This window comes from Burkholderia sp. BCC1644 (assembly GCF_902833225.1).
Lineage (GTDB): Bacteria > Pseudomonadota > Gammaproteobacteria > Burkholderiales > Burkholderiaceae > Burkholderia.
In genome coordinates this window covers 299096-320263 of sequence record NZ_CADFEI010000008.1, presented here as the reverse complement: position 1 = coordinate 320263, position 21168 = coordinate 299096, and the positions used below count along the sequence as shown (strand labels likewise).

Here is a 21168-nt window from a genome sequence, read left to right as displayed (position 1 = left end):
TGGTTGGCCGCCGCGGGTCGGGCGGTCCGTCTGCAGATCTACAGATCGAGTACCAGCAGGTCGCTTCGCGATCGCGAACAGCACGGCATGAACTGGTCGCCGGCCGCCTGTTCCGCTTCGGTGAGGTACGAATCGCGATGATCGGGCTCGCCTTCGAGCACGCGCGTCACGCAGGTGCCGCATACGCCTTGCTCGCACGACGTCAGCACGTCGACGCCGTTCGCCGCCAGCGCCGCGATGACCGTGCATTCGGCCGGCACGTCGATGACCTTGCCGCTGCTCGCGATCCGGACCTGGAACGCACGGTCCGCGCCGGACGACGCCACGGCGCCGCCGAAGAATTCGTAGTGCAGCCGCGCTTCGGCCCAGCTGCGCGTGCGCGCGGCGTTCAGCACTGCGTCCATGAAGCCGCGCGGGCCGCATACGTACAGGTGCGTGCCTTCCGGCGCGGCGGCGAGCACGGCGGCCAGGTCGAAGCGTTGCTCGGGGGCGCCGTCGTCGACGTGGAAGCGGGTGCGATCGCGAAACCCGGCTGTGTTGATGCGCTCGACGAATGCCATGCGATCGGTCGAGCGCGCGCAGTAGTGCAGGTCGAACGGCATGCCCGACGAGAACAACCGTTCCGCCATGCTGAGGATCGGCGTGACGCCGATTCCGCCCGCGAGCAACAGGTGGTGCGGGGCATCGGGGGCGAGCGGAAATTGATTGCGCGGCACGCCGATCCGCACGGTATCGCCTTGCCGGACTTCGTCGTGAATGGCGCGCGACCCGCCGCGGCCGTCGGCATCGCGCAGCACGGCGATCTGATAGCGATTCCCTCGCTCCGGGTGGTTGCACAGCGAATACTGGCGCACGAAGCCGCCGGGCAGATGCACGTCGATATGGGCGCCGGCGTCGAAGCGCGGCAACGGCGAACCGTCATCGCTGACGAATTCGAAGCCGCAGATGTCGCGCGCTTCCTGCCATTTGCGGGCCACCCGCACCGTCAGGGTGGCGGCGCTCATGACGCCTCCCTGACAGGCGCAACCGGGATCACGGGCCGCTGCGGACTCGATGCGTTCTCGTCGGCGAGCAGCCGCTCGATCACCTTGCGCGACAGCACGCCGCCGGCGTCGATGTTGAGCTTGAGCAGCTTGCGGTCGGGCCACTTTTCCAGGTTGAGCTGCTGGCGCTCGAGCATCTCGAGATCCTCGGCGAAGATCTTGCCCTGGCCTTCGCGGATCTCGGCGGTCAACGCGTGATCGTCGGGCCGGAAGTTGCGCGCCATGCCCCAGAAGTACCAGATCGAGGTATCCGTCTCGGGCGTGATGAAATCGACCACGATCGACGATGCCTTCAGGTCGGCCGGCGCGTCGTAGCCGCCGTGGCCCGCATGCGCGACGCCGACCTCGATCATCACGTGGCTCGGCGGCGTGAAGCGGCAGATCTGCCAGCGATCGACCGGCACGTCGTCGGCCAGGCCGTTGCCGCGCAACCCCATCTGCCAGAACGGCGGCGGCATCACGTTCTCCATGAAGCGGCTCGTGACGACTTCGTCGCCGTGGCTGGTCGTCTTCGGCGGCGCTTCGTCGATTTCCTTCTGGCCGATGCTCGTCGCATGCACGTAGGTTTCGTGCGTGAGGTCCATCAGGTTGTCGATCATCAGCCGGTAGTCGCAACGGATGTGATACAGGCCGCCGCCGTGCGCCCAGGCCGGATCCTCGGCCCACGCCAGCGCGGGCAGCCTGGCCGGATCGGCTTCCGACGCATCGCCCGGCCAGACCCAGATGAATCCGTACCGCTCGACCACCGGAAAGCTGCGAATCGACGGGAAGCCGCCGACCCGCTGGCCCGGCATGCCGGCCGCCTTGCCGTTGCAACCCATTTCCAGCCCGTGATAGCCGCACACCAGTACGCCGTCGCGCACGAATCCCAGCGACAGCGGCGCGCCACGGTGCGGGCAGAAGTCCTCGAGCGCGGCGACCTGGCCGTCCGCCGCGCGGTAAAACACCATCGACTCGTTGCAGATCTTGCGGCCCAGCGGCTTGCCGTCGATTTCATCGGGTGTGCACGCCACGTACCAAGCATTCTTGAGAAACACGTTCGTCGTCTCCTTCAGGTCGATGCCGCCGGTACGCGGCATCTCTTCATTCCGTGTACTGAATGAGATTCAGTGTACTCATTGAGATTGGCTGGAGCAAGGCGAGCGGTATACTGGTTTTCCCCGGGAAATGGTGCGAGGCAGCGCCATGCCGTCGGCGCGCGCAACCGGCGCGCGTCGCCTATGTCATCGACTCATTCATGGAAAAAACGAATCCCGCCGACGCGCCGGCTTTCCCGCTCGATCTGTACGACGAACCCGGGCACCTGATCCGGCGCGCACACCAGATCGCGGTTGCGATGTTCTACGAGAAGCTGGGCCGGGACGTGACACCGGTGCAGTACGCGGTCCTGCGGATGCTCTACGAGTGCCCGGGGCTCGATCAGGTGACGCTCGCGCAGCGGGTGGCGCTCGACACGTCGACGACCGCGGATCTCGCGGTGCGGCTCGAAGCGAAAGGATTGATCGTGCGCGAAGTGCTGCCGCGACGTCAGCGCCGCTTGTTGCTGACGCCGGCTGGCGTCGAACTGCTCACGCACCTGATTCCGTCGGTGAAGGAGCTGCGCGCCGGCCTGTTCGACGGGATGGGAGAGGACGATTCGCAGGAACTGGTGCGCCTGTTGCGCAAGTTCGTCCATTTGAACAACGAGCAAAGCCGCGCGCCGCTGCGCGTCAGCGAGGAGTCGTAGCGGCCCCGAGCCCCGCGCGACAGCGGGAGGCGGTGACCGGGCGGCGGGCGCGCTGCCTGCCGCGCGTCACGCGCGCGTGCTTTCGCCTTCCAGCCGCCGCACGGCTTCCGCGACTTCGTTCCTGAAGCGCACGAGCGCCGCCTGTTCCGGCGCCGGCGGCTGCACGGCGGCCCACAGCATGTCGACCAGCTGCGCGGCCGTCGTTTCCGTATCGAGCTTGCGGTGCCCGAGGATCGCATCCCACAGCACGTGCTCGATCGGCCCGAACACCATCGAGCGCAGCAGGCTCAGCGGCAGGTCCGCGCGCACCTGCCCGGCCGCCTGGCCGCGCGCGAGCACGTCCATCAGCGGCGCCGTGTAGCGGCGCTGCAGCGCGGTGAGCTCGTCGCTCAGCGCGTGCTGCTTCGCGCGGCCTTCCGACAGCACCAGCGCGCACAGCCCCGTGCCGTTCACCAGCATCAGCCGCAGGTGGGTGCGCACGATGAACGCGAACTGCTGCTGCACCGACGCATCCTGCGGCATCCCATGCTCGAACGCGGCGATGATTTCGTCGTACCAGTCGGCGATCACGCGGGCGCACAGCTCGCGCTTGCCGCGGAAGTAGCTGAACACCGTCGCCTCCGACACGCCCACACGCTGCGCGATCTCGGCGGCCGTCGCATGCTCGTAACCTTTTTCGGCGAACACTTCACGACCGGCGCGCAGAATGTCCTGCACGCGCTGCTGGGATTTGCGCCCGGCGGGCGCGCGCGGCGCGTCGGCGCGGTCGGCTTTGACGGTGTCGGTCATGGTGTCGGCGGTAGCGGCTGTCATGAGCGCATGATATCTGAGTGTCACTCAAAAAACTATTGACGCCGCACCCGACGAGGCGCGAAACTGTGCAAAATTTCCGCTGCATTGGTTAATGAATAGGTGCATTCATTCGATTTGAGCGAAACTCAGAAATCGGTGAGTGCGACACACTTTCTGGAGACGGAGGAGACATGATCAACCTGCCCGGCGTGCAATTCATGCTCGGTGAAGACATCGAGATGCTGCGCGACGCCGTCGCGACGTTTACGGCGAAGGAAATCACGCCGCGCGCGGCGGAGGTCGACCGCACCGACCAGTTTCCGATGGATCTGTGGAAGAAGTTCGGCGATCTCGGCGTGCTCGGCATGACGGTGGCCGAGGAGTACGGCGGCGCGAACATGGGCTACACCGCGCACATGGTCGCGATGGAAGAGATCTCGCGTGCATCGGCGTCGATCGGCCTGTCGTACGGCGCGCACTCGAACCTGTGCGTGAACCAGATCCACCGCAACGGCACCGAAGCGCAGAAACAGAAATACCTGCCGAAGCTCGTGTCGGGCGAACACATCGGCGCGCTCGCGATGAGCGAGCCGAACGCAGGCTCCGACGTCGTCAGCATGAAGCTGCGCGCCGACAAGCGTGGCGACCGCTACGTGCTGAACGGCACGAAGATGTGGATCACCAACGGCCCCGATTGCGACACGCTCGTCGTCTACGCGAAGACCGACATCGAAGCCAACTCGCGCGGCATCACCGCGTTCATCGTCGAGAAGGGGATGAAGGGCTTCTCGGTCGCGCAGAAGCTCGACAAGCTCGGCATGCGCGGCTCGCACACGGGCGAGCTGGTGTTCCAGGACGTCGAAGTGCCGGAAGAGAACATCCTCGGCCAGTTGAACGGCGGCGTGAAGGTGCTGATGAGCGGCCTCGACTACGAGCGCGCGGTGCTGTCGGGCGGCCCGACGGGCATCATGGCCGCGTGCCTCGACGCCGTGGTGCCGTATATCCACGACCGCAAGCAGTTCGGCCAGTCGATCGGCGAATTCCAGCTGATCCAGGGCAAGGTCGCCGACATGTACACCACGTTCCAGGCATGCCGCGCCTACCTGTACGCGGTCGGCCGCCATCTCGATTCCGCCGGCAGCGACCACATCCGCCAGGTGCGCAAGGATTGCGCGGGCGTGATCCTCTACACGGCCGAGAAGGCGACGTGGATGGCCGGCGAGGCGATCCAGATCCTCGGCGGCAACGGCTACATCAACGAATACCCGGTCGGGCGCCTGTGGCGCGATGCGAAGCTGTACGAGATCGGCGCCGGCACGAGTGAAATCCGCCGGATGCTGATCGGCCGCGAGCTGTTCGCGGAAACGATGTAACGCCCCACGTCACGCGAACGGAGCCCCGTCGATGCCGATCATCGAATCGAAACTGAACCCGCGTTCGGAAGACTTCCGCACGAATGCCGCCGCGCTCGAGGCGGTCGTCGCCGATCTGCGCGCGAAGATCGAACAGCTTGCGCAGGGTGGCGGCCAGGCCGCGCGCGACAAGCACCTGTCGCGCGGCAAGCTGCTGCCGCGCGACCGCATCGCGCAACTGCTCGATCCGGGCGCGCCGTTCCTCGAGTTCTCGCAGCTCGCCGCGAACGGCATGTACAACGACGACGCGCCGGGCGCGGGCGTCATCACCGGGATCGGCCGGATCGCCGGCCGCGAGTGCGTGATCGTGTGCAACGACGCGACCGTCAAGGGCGGCACGTACTACCCGGTCACAGTGAAGAAGCACGTGCGCGCGCAGGAAATCGCCGCGGAAAACCGGCTGCCGTGCGTGTACCTCGTCGATTCGGGCGGCGCGAACCTGCCGAACCAGGACGACGTGTTTCCCGATCGCGACCACTTCGGCCGCATCTTCTTCAACCAGGCGACGATGTCGGCGGCGGGGATCGCGCAGATCGCCGTCGTGATGGGCTCGTGCACGGCCGGCGGCGCGTACGTGCCGGCGATGAGCGACGAGTCGATCATCGTGAAGGAGCAGGGCACGATTTTCCTCGGCGGGCCGCCGCTCGTGAAGGCCGCGACCGGCGAGGAAGTGAGCGCCGAGGATCTCGGCGGCGGCGACGTGCACACGCGCCTGTCGGGCGTGGCCGACCATCTCGCGCAGAACGACGCGCATGCGCTGTCGATCGCGCGCAACATCGTCGATCATCTCGCGCCGAAGATCGCGTCGCCGGTCGCGCTGCGCGAGCCGAAACTGCCGCGCTACGACGCGAAAAGCCTGTACGGCGTGATTCCGGTCGATACGCGCAAGCCGTTCGACGTGCGCGAGGTGATCGCACGCATCGTCGACGATTCGGAGTTCGACGAATTCAAGGCGCGCTACGGCACGACGCTCGTCACGGGCTTCGCGCACATCTGGGGCCATCCGGTCGGGATCGTCGCGAACAACGGCATCCTGTTCTCCGAGTCGGCCGTGAAGGGCGCGCATTTCATCGAGCTGTGCTGCCAGCGCAAGATTCCGCTCGTGTTCCTGCAGAACATCACGGGATTCATGGTCGGGCGCAAGTACGAGAACGAAGGCATCGCGCGGCATGGCGCGAAGATGGTGACGGCCGTGTCGAACGCGAAGGTGCCGAAGTTCACGGTGATCATCGGCGGCTCGTTCGGCGCCGGCAACTACGGGATGTGCGGTCGCGCGTTCGGCCCGCGTTTCCTGTGGATGTGGCCGAACGCGCGCATCTCGGTGATGGGCGGCGAGCAGGCCGCGTCGGTGCTCGCGACGGTGCGTCGCGACGGCATCGAAGCGAAGGGCGGTGCGTGGTCGACCGACGAAGAAGAAGCGTTCAAGCAGCCGATTCGCGACCAGTACGAGCGCCAGGGCCATCCGTATTACGCGAGCGCGCGGCTGTGGGACGACGGCGTGATCGATCCCGCGCAGACGCGCGACGTGCTCGGCCTCGGCCTTGCCGCATCGATGAACGCGCCGATCGACGACACGCGCTTCGGCGTGTTCCGCATGTAACGCCCGGGAGGACTGACCGATGCGATACGAAACGATCAAGGTAAGCGAAGCCGGCCGTGTGGCGACCGTCACGCTCGCGCGTCCCGACGTGCGCAACGCGTTCAACGAGACGACGATCGCCGAGCTGACCACGGCGTTCGAATGGCTCGATGCGCACGAAGGCGTGCGCGCGATCGTGCTCGCGGCGGAAGGCGCCGCGTTCTGCGCGGGCGCGGACCTGAACTGGATGAAGAAGATGGCCGGTTACTCGGACGACGAGAACCGTGCCGATGCGCGCAAGCTCGCACGGATGCTCGAGGCGATTCATCGCTGCGGCAAGCCGGTGATCGCCCGCGTGCATGGCGACGCCTACGCGGGCGGGGTGGGCCTGGTGGCCGCGGCCGATATCGCGATTGCCGCCGACGGCGTGAAGTTCTGCCTGTCGGAAGCGCGGCTCGGGCTGATCCCCGCGACGATCGCGCCGTACGTCGTGCGCGCGATGGGCGAACGCGCGGCGCGCCGTTACTTCACGACGGCCGAGGTGTTCGACAGCGCGCGTGCGGCGTCGCTTGGCTTCATTCACGATGCGGTGCCGGCCGATGCGCTCGACGAAACGGTCGCGAAGCTGGCCGCGACGCTCGTCGCGAACGGCCCCGACGCGGTGAAGGCGTGCAAGCGGCTCGTCGCCGACGTGGCCGGCCGCCCGCTCGATGCGACGCTGATCGAGCAGACCGCCGACTGGATCGCGCGGACGCGCGCCGGCGCGGAAGCGCGCGAAGGGATCGCGTCCTTCCTAGAAAAGCGCACGCCGTCGTGGCGTGAATGATCGCGTGACCCCCACTCTCCGGACGACATCGAAGCCATGTTCGACAAGATTCTGATCGCCAACCGCGGCGAAATCGCGTGCCGAGTCGCCGCGACGTGCAAACGTCTCGGGATCGCGAGCGTCGCCGTCTATTCCGACGCGGACGCGAACGCGAAACACGTGGCCGCATGCGACGAAGCCGTGCACATCGGCGGTTCGGCCGCCGCGGACAGCTACCTGCGCATCGAGCGCATCATCGAAGCCGCACGCGCGACCGGCGCGCAGGCGATCCACCCCGGCTACGGCTTTCTGTCGGAGAACGAGGATTTCGCGCATGCGTGCGAGGCGGCGGGCATCGTGTTCATCGGGCCGCCGGTCGACGCGATCGCGGCGATGGGCTCGAAGGCCGCCGCGAAGGCGCTGATGCATGCGGCTGCCGTGCCGCTCGTGCCGGGTTATCACGGCGACGACCAGGATGCCGGCAACCTGCATCGCGAAGCCGACGAAATCGGCTATCCGGTTCTGCTGAAGGCGAGCGCGGGCGGTGGCGGCAAGGGGATGCGCGTGGTCGAGCGCTCCGACGAATTCCCGGCGGCGCTCGCGTCGTGCCAGCGCGAAGCCGCGAGCAGCTTCGGCAACGACCGCGTGCTGATCGAGAAATACCTGACGCGCCCGCGCCACGTCGAAGTGCAGGTATTCGGCGACATGCTCGGCAATGCCGTGTACCTGTTCGACCGCGACTGCTCGGTGCAGCGCCGTCACCAGAAGGTGCTCGAGGAAGCGCCGGCGCCGGGCCTGCCCGACGACCTGCGCCGTGCGATGGGCGAGGCGGCCGTCGCGGCGGCGCGTGCGGTCGGCTATGTCGGCGCGGGCACCGTCGAATTCATCATGACGGGCGACGCGTTCTACTTCATGGAAATGAACACGCGCCTGCAGGTCGAGCATCCGGTCACCGAAATGGTCACCGGGCTCGATCTCGTCGAATGGCAACTGCGCGTCGCGTCCGGCGAGCCGCTGCCGCTGAAGCAGGACGAGCTGCGCGTGCAGGGCCATGCGCTCGAGGCGCGTCTCTATGCGGAGAACCCGGCGCGCGGCTTCTTGCCGTCGACGGGCACGCTGAAACACTTGCGGCTGCCGGCTGGCGTCGAGTTCTCGATCGGCGCAGCGGTGCGCGTCGACAGCGGCGTGCGCGAGGGCGATGCGATCACGCCGTTTTACGATCCGATGATCGCGAAGCTGATCGTTCACGGCGCGGACCGCGCGGAAGCGCTGGGCCTGATGCTGCGGGCGCTGCGTGCGTGCGAGGTGGTCGGCCTGCATACGAACGCCGCGTTCCTGCAGCGGATCGTCGCGTGCGAACCGTTCGCGTCGGCCGATCTCGACACCGGGCTGATCGAGCGCAACCACGATGCGCTGTTCGCGCCGCAACAACCGCCGCGGGCGACGCTCGCGCTCGCATGCGCTGCGCTGCTCGCGCGTGAACGCGGCGCGGCCGCTCAGGGGGCATCGCCGTGGGGCGCATTGCCGGACTGGCGGCTGAACGGCGGCTATCGCCGCACGCTCGAATGGCATGCGGCCGATCGCGAAGCGGACCTGACGGTCACGTACGAAGACGATGGCGCCGGCGCACGTATCGCGACCGGCGACGAAGCCGCGCAGCCGTTCGCATGGACGCGCGGCGCCACGCCGCTCGATTTCGACGTGACGCTCGGCGGTGTGCGCAGCAGCGGCCGCGTGTATGCGGACGGCGACACGTTCCATGTGTTCACGCAGGGCACGTCCGAGACGTTCGAATGGCGCAACCTGCTCGCGCATGCGGGCGATGCGGAGCAGGGCGGCGGCCGCCTGACCGCGCCGATGCCCGGCAAGGTGATCGCGGTGCTGGTCGAGCCGGGCCAGAAGGTCGAAGCGGGCACGCCGCTGATCGTGATGGAAGCGATGAAGATGGAGCACACGATCGGCGCGCCGAGCGCGGGCGTCGTCGCGGAAGTGCTGTACGGCGTCGGCGACCAGGTCGCGGATGGCGCGCAGTTGCTGATGATGGCGGAAGGCTGAACCGCGCCTTCTCGCTGTGAACGGGCCGGCTGCCTTGGCTGCCGGCCCGAAAAAACCGCGTCGCGCTTCCCCGCGCGACCGCTGCCGAATCGGACCGGCTTCGATCGCATCGACATCGACATCGACATCGGCGTCGGCGTCAACGTCGACATGCCGAAGCAGTGCGAATCTTTCGATCGCATTACGCTCCAGCCACCTCCACGCGCGTCACCGCTCGCGCGCACATCACGCTGCGCTTTCACGCGACACCGTCGTGTAACAAGTCGAACTTAGCATCTCGCCGTCGATATGACCGGTGCGCACCCGTGCCCGTGTCACGTCATCACCCCCACGGAGAACCGTTATGCGAAAGTCGGCCCTGCGGCCTTTCGCGGTCGCTTGCCTGATCGCGCTGACAGCACTCCTCGGCGCCTGCAACGACGACCTGACTGCACCCGCCGCGCCCGTCGCGCAGCAGAAGGCCGCGTGCGGCGGCGCCGTCGTCGCCACCGCGCAGATGCACTGCCCGCCGGGTTTCACTGCACCGGCATCCTCGCCCGCTTCCTGATCCCGGCCGTTTCCACCAGAAATCCAATCAAGAGCAACCAGCATGGCCATCCATTCGCGACGCGATTTTCTGAAGTTCTCCGCCGGCCTCGCCGGCGCGACCGCCGCCACCGCACTGCTTCCCGAGTCGATCCGCAAGGCGCTGGCGATCGAGCCGAATTCCGTGACGGGCACGATCCAGGATGTGCAGCACATCGTCGTGTTCATGCAGGAGAACCGCTCGTTCGACCACTACCTCGGTCACCTGAGCGGTGTGCGCGGCTATAACGACCGCTTCCCGGTCACGCTGCCGAACGGCAAGCCGGTGTGGTTCCAGCCGCGGCAGGAGGACAAGACGAGCGTGATCGCGCCGTTCCGCTACGACACGACCAACCCGGGCGTCAACGCGCAATGCATCGGCGGCCTGCCGCATACGTGGGCGACGACGCACGGCGCGATCGACAACGGCCGCGCGGACCAGTGGGCCGTGCAGAAGTCGAACATGACGATGGGCTATCACGTTCGCGACGACATCCCGTTCCATTACGCGCTCGCGGATGCGTTCACGGTGTGCGACAACTACTTCTGCTCGATTCCGGGCAACACGCACCCGAACCGCATGTACCTGATGACGGGCATGGTCGATCCGCTCGGCACGGGCGGCGGCCCGCTGCTCGACAATACCGACTACATCGACAACCAGTTCGACAAGATCCAGTTGCCGCCCTTCAGCTGGACGACCTACCCGGAACGGCTCGAAAAGGCCGGCGTCTCGTGGCAGGTCTACCAGCAGGGCACCGGGTTCGACAACTTCACCGGCAACTACGGCACGAACATGCTGGCGTGCTTCAACAACTTCGTGAATGCGCCGGCCGGTTCGTCGCTGCAGACGCGCGGGATGAGCACGCGCCCGATCACGCAGTTGAAGGCCGACGTGCAGGCCAATGCGCTGCCGCAGGTCTCGTGGCTGCTGCCGCCCGCCGCGTATTCGGAGCATCCGAAGTTCACGCCGCTGTACGGCGCGTACTACCTGTCGACGATCCTCGATGCGCTGACGTCGAACCCGGAGGTTTGGAGCAAGACCGTCCTGCTGATCATGTACGACGAGAACGACGGCTTCTTCGACCACGTCGTGCCGCCGTCGGCCCCGACGCTGCCGGGCTCGGGCATGAGCACCGTGGACGTGTCGCTCGAGCGGCACAACGTCGTGACGTCGACGCAGACCGGCACGTATACGGCCGACAACCTGCCGTACGGCCTCGGCCCGCGCGTGCCGATGTTCGTCGTGTCGCCGTGGTCGAAGGGCGGTTTCGTCTGCTCGCAGGTGTTCGATCACACGTCGGTGCTGCAATTCATCGAGAAGCGCTTCGGCGTGATGGAAACCAACATCTCGCCGTGGCGCCGGGCGATCTGCGGCGACCTGACGTCGGCGCTCGACTTCTCGAAATCGGATGTCACGCTGCCGTCGCTGCCGAGTACGCAGGCATACGTCGCGCAGGCGGACCTGCAATGCTCGCGCGCGTCGTCGCAGACCGCGCCGGCCAGCACCGCGCAGCAGGTCGTGACGGCGCAGGAATCCGGCACGCGGCCGGCTCGTGCGCTGCCGTACGAACTGCACGTGACGGGCCAGCTCCAGGCGCAAGGCTATGCGGTGACGTTTGCCAATTCGGGCACGCAGGGCGCGCACTTCTGGGTCTATACGGGCGATCCGACCGCGATGCCGCGCCGTTACACGGTCGAGGCCGGCAAGCAGTTGACCGACACGTGGGCGCTCGATGCGAACGGCAACTACGTGGTGAGCGTGTGGGGGCCGAACGGCTATTTCCGGCGCTTTGCGGGTTCGGCCGCCGCGGATGCCGCCGCGAAGCCTGAAATCACGCCGTGCTACGACGTGGTGAACGGCGATGTCTACGTGACGATCGCCAATGCGGGCAGCGGCACGCTCACGGTCACGGCGACCGATGTCGCGTACGGCGGCGCGGCGCGCACGCTGACGATCCCGGCCGGGCAGCGCATCGAAGCGCACTGGGACCTGTCGTGCAGCAGCCAGTGGTACGACCTGCAGTTCGCGGTGGCGGGCAATGCCGGCTGGACGCGCCGCATCGCGGGGCACGTCGAAACCGGCAAGGCCAGCATTACCGATCCGGCGGCCGTGGCGCCGACGATCACGGCGATCTGACGGCAACCGGTACGACGACGCGCCGGCCGGGTGAATCCGGCCGGCGCGTCGTTTTTGAGCTATCGATGCCGACGGAGTGGCGTCAGCGCAGCAGCCCGTCGTCATGCGCCATCATCAGCGCGCGCATCGCGGACCACATCCCGTAGTAATGCACGATGTAGCTGTCCGCACGACGGAACAGCCAGGGCGTGTTGAAGCTGACGAGGTCGGCCACGCTTTCGCCGTGCAGCTGCCCGTCGTGCTCCATCGCGCGTATGAAATGCAGCTGGTCGCCGTCGCTCGCATAGACGCTCGAGCGGTCGTGCAGCGCGGCGATCGTCGTCATCAGGTCGCGCAGCATCGCGTCGTTGCGTTCGGTGCGGCGGAATGCCATCACGCCGGAGTTGAACGCCCACTGGCCGATATCCTGCGCGAGCAGCCAGTCGCGCCCTTCGAGCAGCGGCTCGAGCGGTTGGTGCTGGTCCGCGATCAGCACGTCGGCATCGAGCCACACGACCCAGTCATGATGCTGAAGGTATGCATGCAGCAGCCACGGCTTGAACCAGTTGCCCGTCGCGTTCAGTCCGATCTCGGCGGGAATGTCGCGATGCACGTAGAGCGTGTAGCCGTGCGCATCGCAGTAGCGCCGGAAATTGCGCTCGGCGACGCGTGCGTAGCTGCCGATGTTCGGCGTGTACAGCATCATCAGCCCGATCGGCCGGCCGGGGTTGTATGTGCAGCGCTCGGCGGCTTCGTCCGGTGCGGCGGCGTGATCGAACGAGAACATCGGCTGGCCGGCGGCGCGGCACCGATTGACGTACGCGACGAGCATGTCGCGGAAACGCGGCGTCGCGCCTTTGCGTGCGGGATCGTGAGGCGTGTCGTCGATGCTGATCGCGAATGTCGGTTCGCGGCTCCACATCGGATCGAGGTGGGGGCCGCACGGCATGACGGCATGCAACCCGTCGATCAATGCCACGTAGCGATGTGTGCCGAGCCCGGCGAACAGCGCGGCCTCCGATGTCAGCCTTGGCTCGCTGCCAAGCTTGCAGCGCTGCACGAGCCGCATCACGATCGCGCGCACGTCCGCCGTGTTGCGCCAGATCTGCACGTCGACCTGCGGCAGCGGCGGCGCGAACGAGTCGACCAGCAGCATGTCGCGCCCGGCCATCAGGCGCTCGAGCGCGACGGGCTCGATGATCGCCGCATCTTCGCCGAGCAGCAGCACGAGTTCGTCGGGCTGCGCGTTGCGCAGCACATGGAGCAGCGATTCGTAGCGATACAGCGGCCGCAACGGCAGTGTCTGCGGCATCGCGGACGCGTCGACGATCTCGTGACGATAGCCGTGCACCTGCGCGTACCAGCGGTGATTCTCGAGGCTGGCGGGTGCGGGCTGGCTGAAATGGCTGAGGACGATCATCGGGTGCTCCGCAGGCCGAAGCGGCGCAGCAATTTCGGCAGCTCGCGAGTGACCCGCGCGGTATTGTTCAACTCCGAACCCCACCCGGCCCCGCTTTCCTGCGAGTGCCACCCCTGTTCGTCGTGGATCTTCCGGGAGACTTGCGCGGCATCGTGGTCCATTCTGTCAGCCTTTCTTGTAATCGTGGTGCGTCGGCGTCGTGTGTGTCGCCCGCTCGAATACCCCGGAAAAGCCGGCCGGCTGGCGGCGCGGCGGGTGGCCCGAGTATCGCATAACGATCCGGCGGATTGGCACGGCCGGGGCGGGCGCTGACCATCCCTGACAGTGTGCGGCCGGCGCTCCGCTAGAATGCCGGGTTGGCCGCCGCCGCTTGACGCGGGCGGCGCTTCGCGCGCTACACTGCACCATTCCACTCCCATCCAACCTTCCATCCTGCCGACGATGACGTCTCCTGTCCTGAACGGCCTGCGCATCGGTATCACGATCGGACTGCGTGCCCCCGACGAAAGCATGTGGATCAACGGCATCAAGCAGAACGCGCTGTTTCTCGCGAAGCTGCTGATGGCGTCGCCCCACGGCTACCGCGTGACGCTGGTCAACACCACCGACGTGCCGCTCACCGATGCGCTGCCGTGGGATCGCAACGTATACGACACGCGCGCGTTCGCCGACATGAAGGATGCGCTCGACGTGGTGATCGAGCTCGGCGGGCAGATCAACGCCGAGCAGACGGCCTACCTGAAAGCGCGCGGCGCGAAGCTCGTCAGTTACTGCTGCGGCGTCGAGTACGTCAACGCGATGGAGGCGATGCTGTTCGGCCGCCGGCTGTGGGAGTCGCTGTTCATCAACCGCGGCTACGACGAGGTGTGGGCGATTCCGCAGATCGCGCCGTCGTCGCTGCCGTTCCTGCAGTCGCTGCGCCGCTGCCCGGGGCGCGTCGTGCCGTTCGTGTGGGATCCGATGTTCCTGAGCGCACGCGCGCAGTCGTTGCCCGAGCACGGCGAATACCGGCCGCGCAGCGAGCCCGGCAAGCGGCTGACGGTGATGGAGCCGAACCACAACGTCGTGAAGTTCTGCGTGTATCCGATGCTGATCATCGACGAAGCGTATCGGCGCGACCCCGACGCGATCTGCTTCGCGCACGTGACGAACGCCGACCGCCTCGCGCACGACAGCCCCGACTTCGTGATGCTGATGAATTACCTGGACATCGTGCGCGCGGGCAAGGCGAGCTTCGTCGGCCGCTTCGACACGCCGCTGTTCCTGGCCGACCTGACCGACATCGTCGTGTCGCACCAATGGTCGAACCCGCTGAACTACTTCTATTTCGACGTGTGCTGGCAGGGCTATCCGCTTGTGCACAACGCGAGCCTCGCGCCCGATCTCGGCTACTACTATCCGGACAACGACGTGCAGCAGGGCGCCGACGCGCTGCTGCGTGCGCTGCATACGCACGACGACGACTGGGAAGCGTACACGCGGCGCCAGCGCGAGATCCTCGGCCGCTATACGTCGGCGAATCCGGCGCTCGTCGCCGAATACGACGGGCTGCTTGCGAACCTGATCGGCGCGCCGGCCGTATAACGCCGGTTTTCATGGCGCGCATTCATTGCGCTGCCGGCCGCCATCGGGGTTGTCCCACCCTAATGTCTGACGAAATAATGCCGTTAAAAAAAGAAACCGCCGAACCCGATCGGTTCGACGGTTTTGAAGGCACGAAATTGACGGCTCCGAGGGAAGTCCGTCAGAAATAATTTTATAGGTTAACAAGTCTTTAAGATTGTTAAACATGTTTCAATCCATAATCATCATATAAATAAAACTTGATATTATTGATTCAACGCAGTCGATTCTGTTTTGAGGTTTAGTAATATCGTTTGAAACGTGAAAATTGAATGCTGCGATGATCGAATGATGTGCGGCGGCCGGTTTTCGCTGGATCGCGGCCCGAGCTGGAAGCCGTTGTCGCAGGCCCGTTCATCAAGGGCCCGCGGCATTTCTCGGGTCTGTATTTGTCTGATCAATTAATGATTTTCCGATTTGCGGTGCTGCAATATCGTGAAAGAAATGGATTCGGATAAAGTTGTCTGGCAGCGAAAATAAACGATCTGGATTCGGGGTTTCGTACTTTGTGTTGTGTAACCTGTCGCACTGTCGGCATGGTTCGTACATGGTGTATTGGCAGTCACTGAATATCGTTGAAAATATCGAATTTGACGGCGCGCCGAAGCGAAAAGTACGCTCCCGGAAAAAATCGACATAACAGGATGGGCCGGGTAGGCGGCGGAGCGCGTCAGGGTCGGTTTGCTCCGCATGTTCGTTGAGGTCGAGCCGCGATCGGCGGCTCGCCATTTGCCGGAGCGCCGGATGAATGCGGTCGAAGCTCGCCTGGAGGCGAATCGGGAAGCGAATCGAGACGAAATCGATCTCGTGTTCGGCGCCCCCGACCATCATGCCGACCTCGCGTCGGTACGCAGTTTCGTGGAAAGCCGGCTCGGGTTCGCACATGAGCCGGTGTGCCGGGCCGACCTGTCGGGCGGTGTGCTGTACCAGGAGCGCCTGGCGCGGTTGCGGTGGGGCGAGCGCGATGCGCTGCCGCCGCTCGCGTTCCTGCCGCGCCTCGAGGCGCTCGGGCTGATGCGCTGGTTCGACCGGCTCGTGGTCGGCCGGACGATCGACGCGCTGCGCGCCGATCCGGCCGCGGTTTATGGGTGCAACGTCGCGGCGGTGAGCGCGGTCGTCGACGACGCGTGGCTGGCGATCTTCAGGCGGCTCGAGCGCGAGCCGTCGGTGGCGGCGCGGCTGGTGGTCGAGATCACGGAGACGGGGCCGCTGAACCCTGTCGCGGGCCGGTCGTTCGTCAACCGCTTCCGGCAGGCCGGTTGCCGGATCGCGATCGACGATTTCGGCGTCGGTTTCAGCGCATTGAACAATCTGGTGGTCGGCAATCCCGACATCGTGAAGCTCGACCGGTCGATCCTGTCGATGATCAAGCGCAACGCGATCGGGCGCTACCAGTTCCGCAGGTTGATCGCGTTCGCGCATGAAGGGGCGCGGCACGTCGTCGTCGAAGGCGTGGAGAGCGAGATCGACCGGCAGATCATCCTGGATGCCGGTGTCGCATGGGCACAGGGCATCCGGTTTTCATGGCGGTCGCCGGCCGCCGCGTGACGGCGCGAGAGCAGGTGGAGCGGGACGAATCGCAAAGGGGTGTCGCATGGCGGGGACGAAGGCCGGAGTCGGAACGGGCACGCAGGCAACCGATGCGCGCGACCTGGTCGCGATCGCCGAGCTGGCCGACATGCTGTGGCAACTGGGCGCCGAGTCGACCGATGTGCCGATCGACGTCGCGCCGTACCTCGACGGCCTGAAGGCCGTCGCGCGTCGCATTCAGCGGATGAAACCGCTCGATGCCAACGGCCGCGAACTGGCGGCGCGGCACTACTACGCGGGCGTCATTGCCGGCGCGTGCGGCAACGATTCGGCGATCGCACGCGGCGTGTCCGATAGTCTCGTCAAGCCAGCCGGCCGGGCAAGCGGGCAAGCGGCGCGTTGTTTTGCCGTGCTTGCTCGCATGGGACGGCGGCATGGCCGCGTGTTCGCCGCGCAAAGCGGCGATCGCGTGCTGGTGTAGCGCGGTCGACGCGCGAACGAAGCAGATCAGCCGAGCGCGCGGCCGGCGAACAACTGCTGGATCTGCTCGGAGTAAGCGCGAACGTTGTGTTCGGCGAGCGTGTCGACCTGGTGCAGGCAGCGGCGGGCCGCGGCCGCGTAGTCGTCGAGCCGCGCGTCGTGCGTTTGCGCGGCGGTCGCGATCGCACGTGCCGCTTCGAAGATCTCGAAGTCGGGGTAGTAGTAGCCGACGTCGCGCAGGAACGGCGAATTGTGTACGAGCGGATAGTTGCCGTACAGCGCGTCGTACAGCAGGTAGTTGAGGCCGTTTTCCCAGTGGTGCGACACGACGATGTCGGTGTGATGCGCGGCCCACGCGACGAACGGCGCGCGCACGTCGGCGGTCGCCTTGCCGTCGCGCACCATCTCGAGCCCGAGCGCGAGATGCTTGAAGGCGACGTTTTCCTTCTTGTCGAACGTGTTGGTCATATACACGTGCTCGACGAGCTCCGGGTGCTCGACGTAGCACGCGTTCGCGGCGAGCATCGGCACGATCGAGCTTTTCACGACGTTCAGGTTCGGCTCGAAGAACGCGATGCGCTTGGCCGGGCCGTGGTTGCGGTAGCCGAAGCGCGCCTTCAGTTCGGGATCGGCGTCGAGGCTGCGCTCGATGAAATACGGCGACCAGATGTGCGGCAGTTCGATCACCGGCGCGCGATACACGGCCTGGAAATACGCCGCGCACGTGTGCATGTGCTGCGGGTTGGTCCAGATCTCGTCGAACTGCACGCGGTGCGGGTTCGGCCGCCAGTCGTTCTTCTCGAAGTTGATCGTCTCGACCGCGATCACGTAGTCGTTGCCGAAGCGATACGACACGCACTTGCCGCCGCGCTGGCGCACGACGTCCGTGTGCGACGGATCGATGAACGCATTCATCTCGATCAGCAGGTCGGTCTGGTGGACGACGTCCGACAGCGGCCGCAGCGCGTCGCCGAACGCGTCCATCATCAGCGCCTGCGGATACTCGGTGATGCCGTTGTCGTGCGCGAGCCAGACTTCGCCGATCAGCGGCGACTGCTTCAGCAGCATATACAGGTACACGCAGTGCTGGTTCGCGCCGTTGTACCAGATCGACTGCGTCGCGTCGCGCTGCACGTTCATCGTTATCGCGACATTGAGTTTCATGACGACTCCGTGGTGCGGGGCGTTGCGCGGGTTACGGCGTGTAGTTTTGCGACTGGCGCGGCACATAGCCGGTCACGTGCCAGCGGCCATCGTCCTCGAGGCGGAAGCTCAGCTTCTCGTAGGCCGTTGCGCCGCTCGTCAGCGTGGTGACGTAGTCGACGTTCGCGTAGAGCCCATCGGGTGTCGTCGACGCGTTGGTATAGCGGATCCGCGTGATCTGCGCCCAGCCGCGATGGCGGACCGTGCCGACCGACTGGCGCGCACGCTGCATGTCCGATGCGAACTGGTCCTGCTTGATGCGCGCCTTCACGAATGCGGCAGCGTCGGTCCACACCGCGCCGTACTGGCCGGCGTCGAGCTGCTTGAACACGGCGTCCGAGTCGCGGAGCAGCGCGTCGGCCGATTCGCCGTCGGCTTGCGCATGCGCGCCGATCGCGATCGAAGCGACGGCGCAGCCGATCAGCCATTTGGCGCGGGTGAGGGTCGTGCGTGCGGTCATGTCGGAGTCCGGAAGAAGGCGGCGCGTCACGCGTCGCGATAGAGGGTGGCGATCGCGTCCGTATAGGCGGCGACGTTCGCTGGGTTGTAGATGCTGACGGAGCTGAGCACGTGCTTCGACTGCTCGCGGTACGCCTCCAGGTTCGCGTCGTGCTCGGTGAACGCCTGCAGCAGCGCGCGGCCGCCGGCCTGGCAGTCGAAGTCCGGATAGAAATACCCGGCCTTGCCGAGGAACGGCGAGTTGTGGATCAGCGGATAGTCGCCGTACAGCAACTCGTAGTACAGGTAGTTCTGCGCGTTTTCCCACGTGTGCGACACCACCGCATCACCGTACGCAGCCATGAACTCGTACACCGCATAACGGCTTTCGAACGTCGTGATGCCGTGGTTCACGATGTCGAGGCTCTTCGCGAACTGGACGAACGTCGCATGTTCCTTCAGGTGGATCGTGTTGCACACGCGCACGAATTCGAGGAATTTCGGATCGGCGCGGTACGCCTCTTCCGTGACCAGCATCGGGATGATGCTCGTCTTCACCATGCAGATGTTCGGCTCGAACATCGTCACACGCCAGCGCGGCTTGCCGGGCTGATAGCCGAACGTCAGGCCCGCGCCGAGCGTCGCGCGCGCCTTGTCGAACAGCATCGGGTGCCAGATGTGCGGAACGATCGTGACGGGTGCGCGCAGGCCGGTCTGGTAATAGTGCAGGCACGAGCGCTCGAACTCGGGAATCGTCCACACGGCGTCATACGGCGCGCCCGAGAACAGGAAGCCCGACGGCTTGTTGAACATCGCGCGTTCGATGTCGATCACGTAGTCGTTGCCGACCCGCATCGTGACGACCTTGCCGCCGCGGTCGCGGAACGCGCGCAGGTAGTCCGCGCCGAACTGCGCACTCATTTCGATCAGCACGTCGCAGCGTTCCAGCGCTTCGTCCATCGACAGCAGCGGCACGTTCCACTCGCCGAGCATCATCTGCGGATCGGCGACCTGTTCGCCGCCGTTCACCATCACGGCTTCCGCGACGAGCGGCGACTGGCGCAGCAGCAGGATCAGCAGCAGGCAGTTCTGGAAAATGCCGTTTTCCCACAGCGACTGGCCGGCGCCGCGCACGAACAGCGACACGCCGACGACGAGACGCTTGCCCTCGCCGGGCGCTTGACGGGCATTGGAGTCCGACATGCGTATGCTCCGGTTCAGGCGACCAGACGCGAGACGAACGCGTCGAGGTTCGCGGGGTTGTCGATCGAGACCGACTGCAGCAGCCGGCCGGCTTTCGCGCGGTAATCGTCGAGGCGTTCGTCGTGATGCAGCCACGCGTCGAGCAGTGCGCGGCCGCCCGCGGCGGAGTCGAAGTCCGGGTAGTAATAGCCGGCGTCGCCGATCAGCGTCGAGTTGTGGATCAGCGGATAGCCGCCGTACAGCACGTCGTAATACAGATAGTTCTGGCCGTTTTCCCAGTGGTGCGACACGACTGCATCCGCGTGGCGCGCCATGAAGCCGGGCAGGTCGAGTCGCGGTTCGAACGTCGCCTTGTGCTGGCGGACGAGATCGAGGCTGTTCGCGAAGTGCACGAAGGTCGAATGCTCCTTCATGTGCATCGCGTTGACGACGAACATGTGCTGCACCGCGTCCGGCCGCGCGCGGTAGAACTCGTCGCATGCCAGCATCGGGTAGTGGCAGGACTTGGCGACCGAGATGTTCGGTTCGAGCATCGCGAGGCGCCACGGACGCTGGCCTGGCCGATAGCCGAACGTCGCGCCTTCGCCTGCGAGCGCAGCCACGCGGCGCTCGAGGAAGTACGGCGACCAGATGTGCGGCATCAGGTGGACGGGCGCGCGCAGGATGGTCTGCAGCATCGGCGCCGCGGTCTTGTCGTATTGCGGCAGCAGCCACACTTCGTCGAACGGCGCGCCGTTGAACACGTGCCCGGACGGTTTCCCGAAGATCGGCGTTTCGCACAGGCCCGCATAGACGTGTCCGCAGAAGAACGCGGCGATCTTCTTGCCGAGCGCCTTCATGTGCCGGAGCCATTCGACGGGCAGCTGCGCGCCCATTTCGATCACGACGTCGAGTTCGTGCGTGACGTCGGAGGGTTTTACCAGCGGGATGTCGAGGCCGTCGAGTTCGAGGCCGGCCGGCAGTGCGTTCGCATCGCCGCCGTTCAGGAAATAGACGGGGCCGACGCGATCCGAGCGCTTGAGCATCATCGCGAGGAACGCGATGTTCTGGTGAATGCCGTTTTCCCAGATCGCCTGGCCGTCGCGCGCAAACAGCGAGATGCCGACCGCCGGCCGTTGCTTGCGGGTGCCGCCCGCGGCGGCTTCATTGATGTCCGTCACCGGTTGGTTTCCTCTG

Annotated in this window: 18 protein-coding genes; 10 read left to right on the top strand and 8 right to left on the bottom strand. The window is 66.0% G+C overall.

Annotated features, from left to right (window positions below):
• Positions 1 to 38: 38 nt before the first annotated feature.
• Together HWX87_RS18620 and HWX87_RS18615 are read right to left on the bottom strand one after the other, a co-directional pair.
• Positions 39 to 1004, bottom strand: a complete 966-nt coding sequence (locus tag HWX87_RS18620) for a PDR/VanB family oxidoreductase (protein WP_176048480.1) — start codon at positions 1002 to 1004, stop codon at positions 39 to 41.
• Entirely contained in the window at positions 1001 to 2080 is a 1080-nt protein-coding gene (locus HWX87_RS18615) for an aromatic ring-hydroxylating dioxygenase subunit alpha (RefSeq protein WP_176048540.1), read from the bottom strand. The genes HWX87_RS18620 and HWX87_RS18615 overlap by 4 nt, the downstream gene beginning before the upstream one ends.
• 200 nt (positions 2081 to 2280) lie before the next feature.
• On the opposite strand from HWX87_RS18615, the gene HWX87_RS18610 reads away from it, so the two are divergent.
• Positions 2281 to 2769 (top strand): MarR family winged helix-turn-helix transcriptional regulator, encoded by a 489-nt coding sequence (locus tag HWX87_RS18610; RefSeq protein WP_176048479.1) that lies wholly within the window; start codon positions 2281 to 2283, stop codon positions 2767 to 2769.
• A gap of 66 nt (positions 2770 to 2835) precedes the next feature.
• On the opposite strand, the gene HWX87_RS18605 is transcribed toward HWX87_RS18610, so the two are convergent.
• Positions 2836 to 3582, bottom strand: coding sequence for a TetR/AcrR family transcriptional regulator (locus HWX87_RS18605; protein ID WP_176048478.1), 747 nt, complete (start codon positions 3580 to 3582; stop codon positions 2836 to 2838).
• A 170-nt stretch (positions 3583 to 3752) separates the two neighbouring features.
• Between HWX87_RS18605 and HWX87_RS18600 the strand changes: the two genes are divergently transcribed.
• From HWX87_RS18600 to HWX87_RS18575, 6 genes are all read left to right on the top strand, one after another.
• On the top strand, positions 3753 to 4934 hold the full coding sequence (locus HWX87_RS18600; protein WP_176048477.1) for an isovaleryl-CoA dehydrogenase: 1182 nt from the start codon (positions 3753 to 3755) through the stop codon (positions 4932 to 4934).
• Positions 4935 to 4965: 31 nt separating this feature from the next.
• Complete coding sequence (locus HWX87_RS18595; RefSeq protein WP_176048476.1) at positions 4966 to 6573, top strand: carboxyl transferase domain-containing protein; 1608 nt, start codon at positions 4966 to 4968, stop codon at positions 6571 to 6573.
• A gap of 19 nt (positions 6574 to 6592) precedes the next feature.
• Positions 6593 to 7378, top strand: coding sequence for an enoyl-CoA hydratase/isomerase family protein (locus tag HWX87_RS18590; RefSeq protein ID WP_034190576.1), 786 nt, complete (start codon positions 6593 to 6595; stop codon positions 7376 to 7378).
• Between the two features lie 36 nt (positions 7379 to 7414).
• Positions 7415 to 9412, top strand: a complete 1998-nt coding sequence (locus HWX87_RS18585; RefSeq protein WP_176048475.1) for an acetyl/propionyl/methylcrotonyl-CoA carboxylase subunit alpha — start codon at positions 7415 to 7417, stop codon at positions 9410 to 9412.
• A 343-nt stretch (positions 9413 to 9755) separates the two neighbouring features.
• Positions 9756 to 9959 (top strand): hypothetical protein, encoded by a 204-nt coding sequence (locus HWX87_RS18580; RefSeq protein ID WP_176048474.1) that lies wholly within the window; start codon positions 9756 to 9758, stop codon positions 9957 to 9959.
• Positions 9960 to 10001: 42 nt separating this feature from the next.
• Positions 10002 to 12116 (top strand): phospholipase C, phosphocholine-specific, encoded by a 2115-nt coding sequence (locus HWX87_RS18575; protein WP_176048473.1) that lies wholly within the window; start codon positions 10002 to 10004, stop codon positions 12114 to 12116.
• An 82-nt stretch (positions 12117 to 12198) separates the two neighbouring features.
• Here the strand turns inward: HWX87_RS18575 and HWX87_RS18570 are convergent, their stop codons facing one another.
• Complete coding sequence (locus HWX87_RS18570; protein WP_176048472.1) at positions 12199 to 13515, bottom strand: galactosyl transferase GMA12/MNN10 domain protein; 1317 nt, start codon at positions 13513 to 13515, stop codon at positions 12199 to 12201.
• Positions 13516 to 13956: 441 nt separating this feature from the next.
• On the opposite strand from HWX87_RS18570, the gene HWX87_RS18565 reads away from it, so the two are divergent.
• From HWX87_RS18565 to HWX87_RS18555, 3 genes are all read left to right on the top strand, one after another.
• Entirely contained in the window at positions 13957 to 15099 is a 1143-nt protein-coding gene (locus HWX87_RS18565) for a DUF2827 domain-containing protein (protein ID WP_176048471.1), read from the top strand.
• Positions 15100 to 15882: 783 nt separating this feature from the next.
• A complete protein-coding gene (locus HWX87_RS18560; RefSeq protein WP_176048470.1) occupies positions 15883 to 16686 on the top strand; it encodes an EAL domain-containing protein in 804 nt (267 codons plus the stop codon).
• A gap of 46 nt (positions 16687 to 16732) precedes the next feature.
• On the top strand, positions 16733 to 17149 hold the full coding sequence (locus HWX87_RS18555) for a hypothetical protein (protein ID WP_176048469.1): 417 nt from the start codon (positions 16733 to 16735) through the stop codon (positions 17147 to 17149).
• A gap of 26 nt (positions 17150 to 17175) precedes the next feature.
• Here HWX87_RS18555 and HWX87_RS18550 read toward each other — a convergent pair whose 3' ends face one another.
• The 4 genes from HWX87_RS18550 to HWX87_RS18535 are packed head-to-tail and all read right to left on the bottom strand — an operon-like array spanning position 17176 to position 21152.
• Entirely contained in the window at positions 17176 to 18312 is a 1137-nt protein-coding gene (locus HWX87_RS18550) for a DUF2827 family protein (RefSeq protein WP_176048468.1), read from the bottom strand.
• Positions 18313 to 18343: 31 nt separating this feature from the next.
• Positions 18344 to 18811, bottom strand: coding sequence for a DUF4019 domain-containing protein (locus HWX87_RS18545; protein WP_176048467.1), 468 nt, complete (start codon positions 18809 to 18811; stop codon positions 18344 to 18346).
• Between the two features lie 26 nt (positions 18812 to 18837).
• Positions 18838 to 19992 carry a DUF2827 domain-containing protein gene (locus HWX87_RS18540; RefSeq protein ID WP_176048466.1) on the bottom strand — a complete coding sequence of 385 codons (1155 nt, stop codon included), beginning with the start codon at positions 19990 to 19992 and terminating at the stop codon, positions 18838 to 18840.
• A 14-nt stretch (positions 19993 to 20006) separates the two neighbouring features.
• Complete coding sequence (locus HWX87_RS18535) at positions 20007 to 21152, bottom strand: DUF2827 domain-containing protein (RefSeq protein WP_176048465.1); 1146 nt, start codon at positions 21150 to 21152, stop codon at positions 20007 to 20009.
• Between the last annotated feature and the right edge of the window lie 16 nt (positions 21153 to 21168).

Excerpts from the sequence above, each read along its gene's own strand:
- HWX87_RS18600 (WP_176048477.1), top strand. The coding sequence starts at position 3,753 with ATGATCAACCTGCCCGGCGTGCAATTCATGCTCGGTGAAGACATCGAG.
- HWX87_RS18575 (WP_176048473.1), top strand. The coding sequence starts at position 10,002 with ATGGCCATCCATTCGCGACGCGATTTTCTGAAGTTCTCCGCCGGCCTC.
- HWX87_RS18540 (WP_176048466.1), bottom strand. The coding sequence starts at position 19,992 with ATGTCGGACTCCAATGCCCGTCAAGCGCCCGGCGAGGGCAAGCGTCTC.
- HWX87_RS18580 (WP_176048474.1), top strand. The coding sequence starts at position 9,756 with ATGCGAAAGTCGGCCCTGCGGCCTTTCGCGGTCGCTTGCCTGATCGCG.
- HWX87_RS18585 (WP_176048475.1), top strand. The coding sequence starts at position 7,415 with ATGTTCGACAAGATTCTGATCGCCAACCGCGGCGAAATCGCGTGCCGA.
- HWX87_RS18610 (WP_176048479.1), top strand. The coding sequence starts at position 2,281 with ATGGAAAAAACGAATCCCGCCGACGCGCCGGCTTTCCCGCTCGATCTG.
- HWX87_RS18620 (WP_176048480.1), bottom strand. The coding sequence starts at position 1,004 with ATGAGCGCCGCCACCCTGACGGTGCGGGTGGCCCGCAAATGGCAGGAA.
- HWX87_RS18565 (WP_176048471.1), top strand. The coding sequence starts at position 13,957 with ATGACGTCTCCTGTCCTGAACGGCCTGCGCATCGGTATCACGATCGGA.
- HWX87_RS18590 (WP_034190576.1), top strand. The coding sequence starts at position 6,593 with ATGCGATACGAAACGATCAAGGTAAGCGAAGCCGGCCGTGTGGCGACC.
- HWX87_RS18595 (WP_176048476.1), top strand. The coding sequence starts at position 4,966 with ATGCCGATCATCGAATCGAAACTGAACCCGCGTTCGGAAGACTTCCGC.
- HWX87_RS18545 (WP_176048467.1), bottom strand. The coding sequence starts at position 18,811 with ATGACCGCACGCACGACCCTCACCCGCGCCAAATGGCTGATCGGCTGC.
- HWX87_RS18605 (WP_176048478.1), bottom strand. The coding sequence starts at position 3,582 with ATGACAGCCGCTACCGCCGACACCATGACCGACACCGTCAAAGCCGAC.
- HWX87_RS18550 (WP_176048468.1), bottom strand. The coding sequence starts at position 18,312 with ATGAAACTCAATGTCGCGATAACGATGAACGTGCAGCGCGACGCGACG.
- HWX87_RS18560 (WP_176048470.1), top strand. The coding sequence starts at position 15,883 with ATGAATGCGGTCGAAGCTCGCCTGGAGGCGAATCGGGAAGCGAATCGA.
- HWX87_RS18555 (WP_176048469.1), top strand. The coding sequence starts at position 16,733 with ATGGCGGGGACGAAGGCCGGAGTCGGAACGGGCACGCAGGCAACCGAT.
- HWX87_RS18570 (WP_176048472.1), bottom strand. The coding sequence starts at position 13,515 with ATGATCGTCCTCAGCCATTTCAGCCAGCCCGCACCCGCCAGCCTCGAG.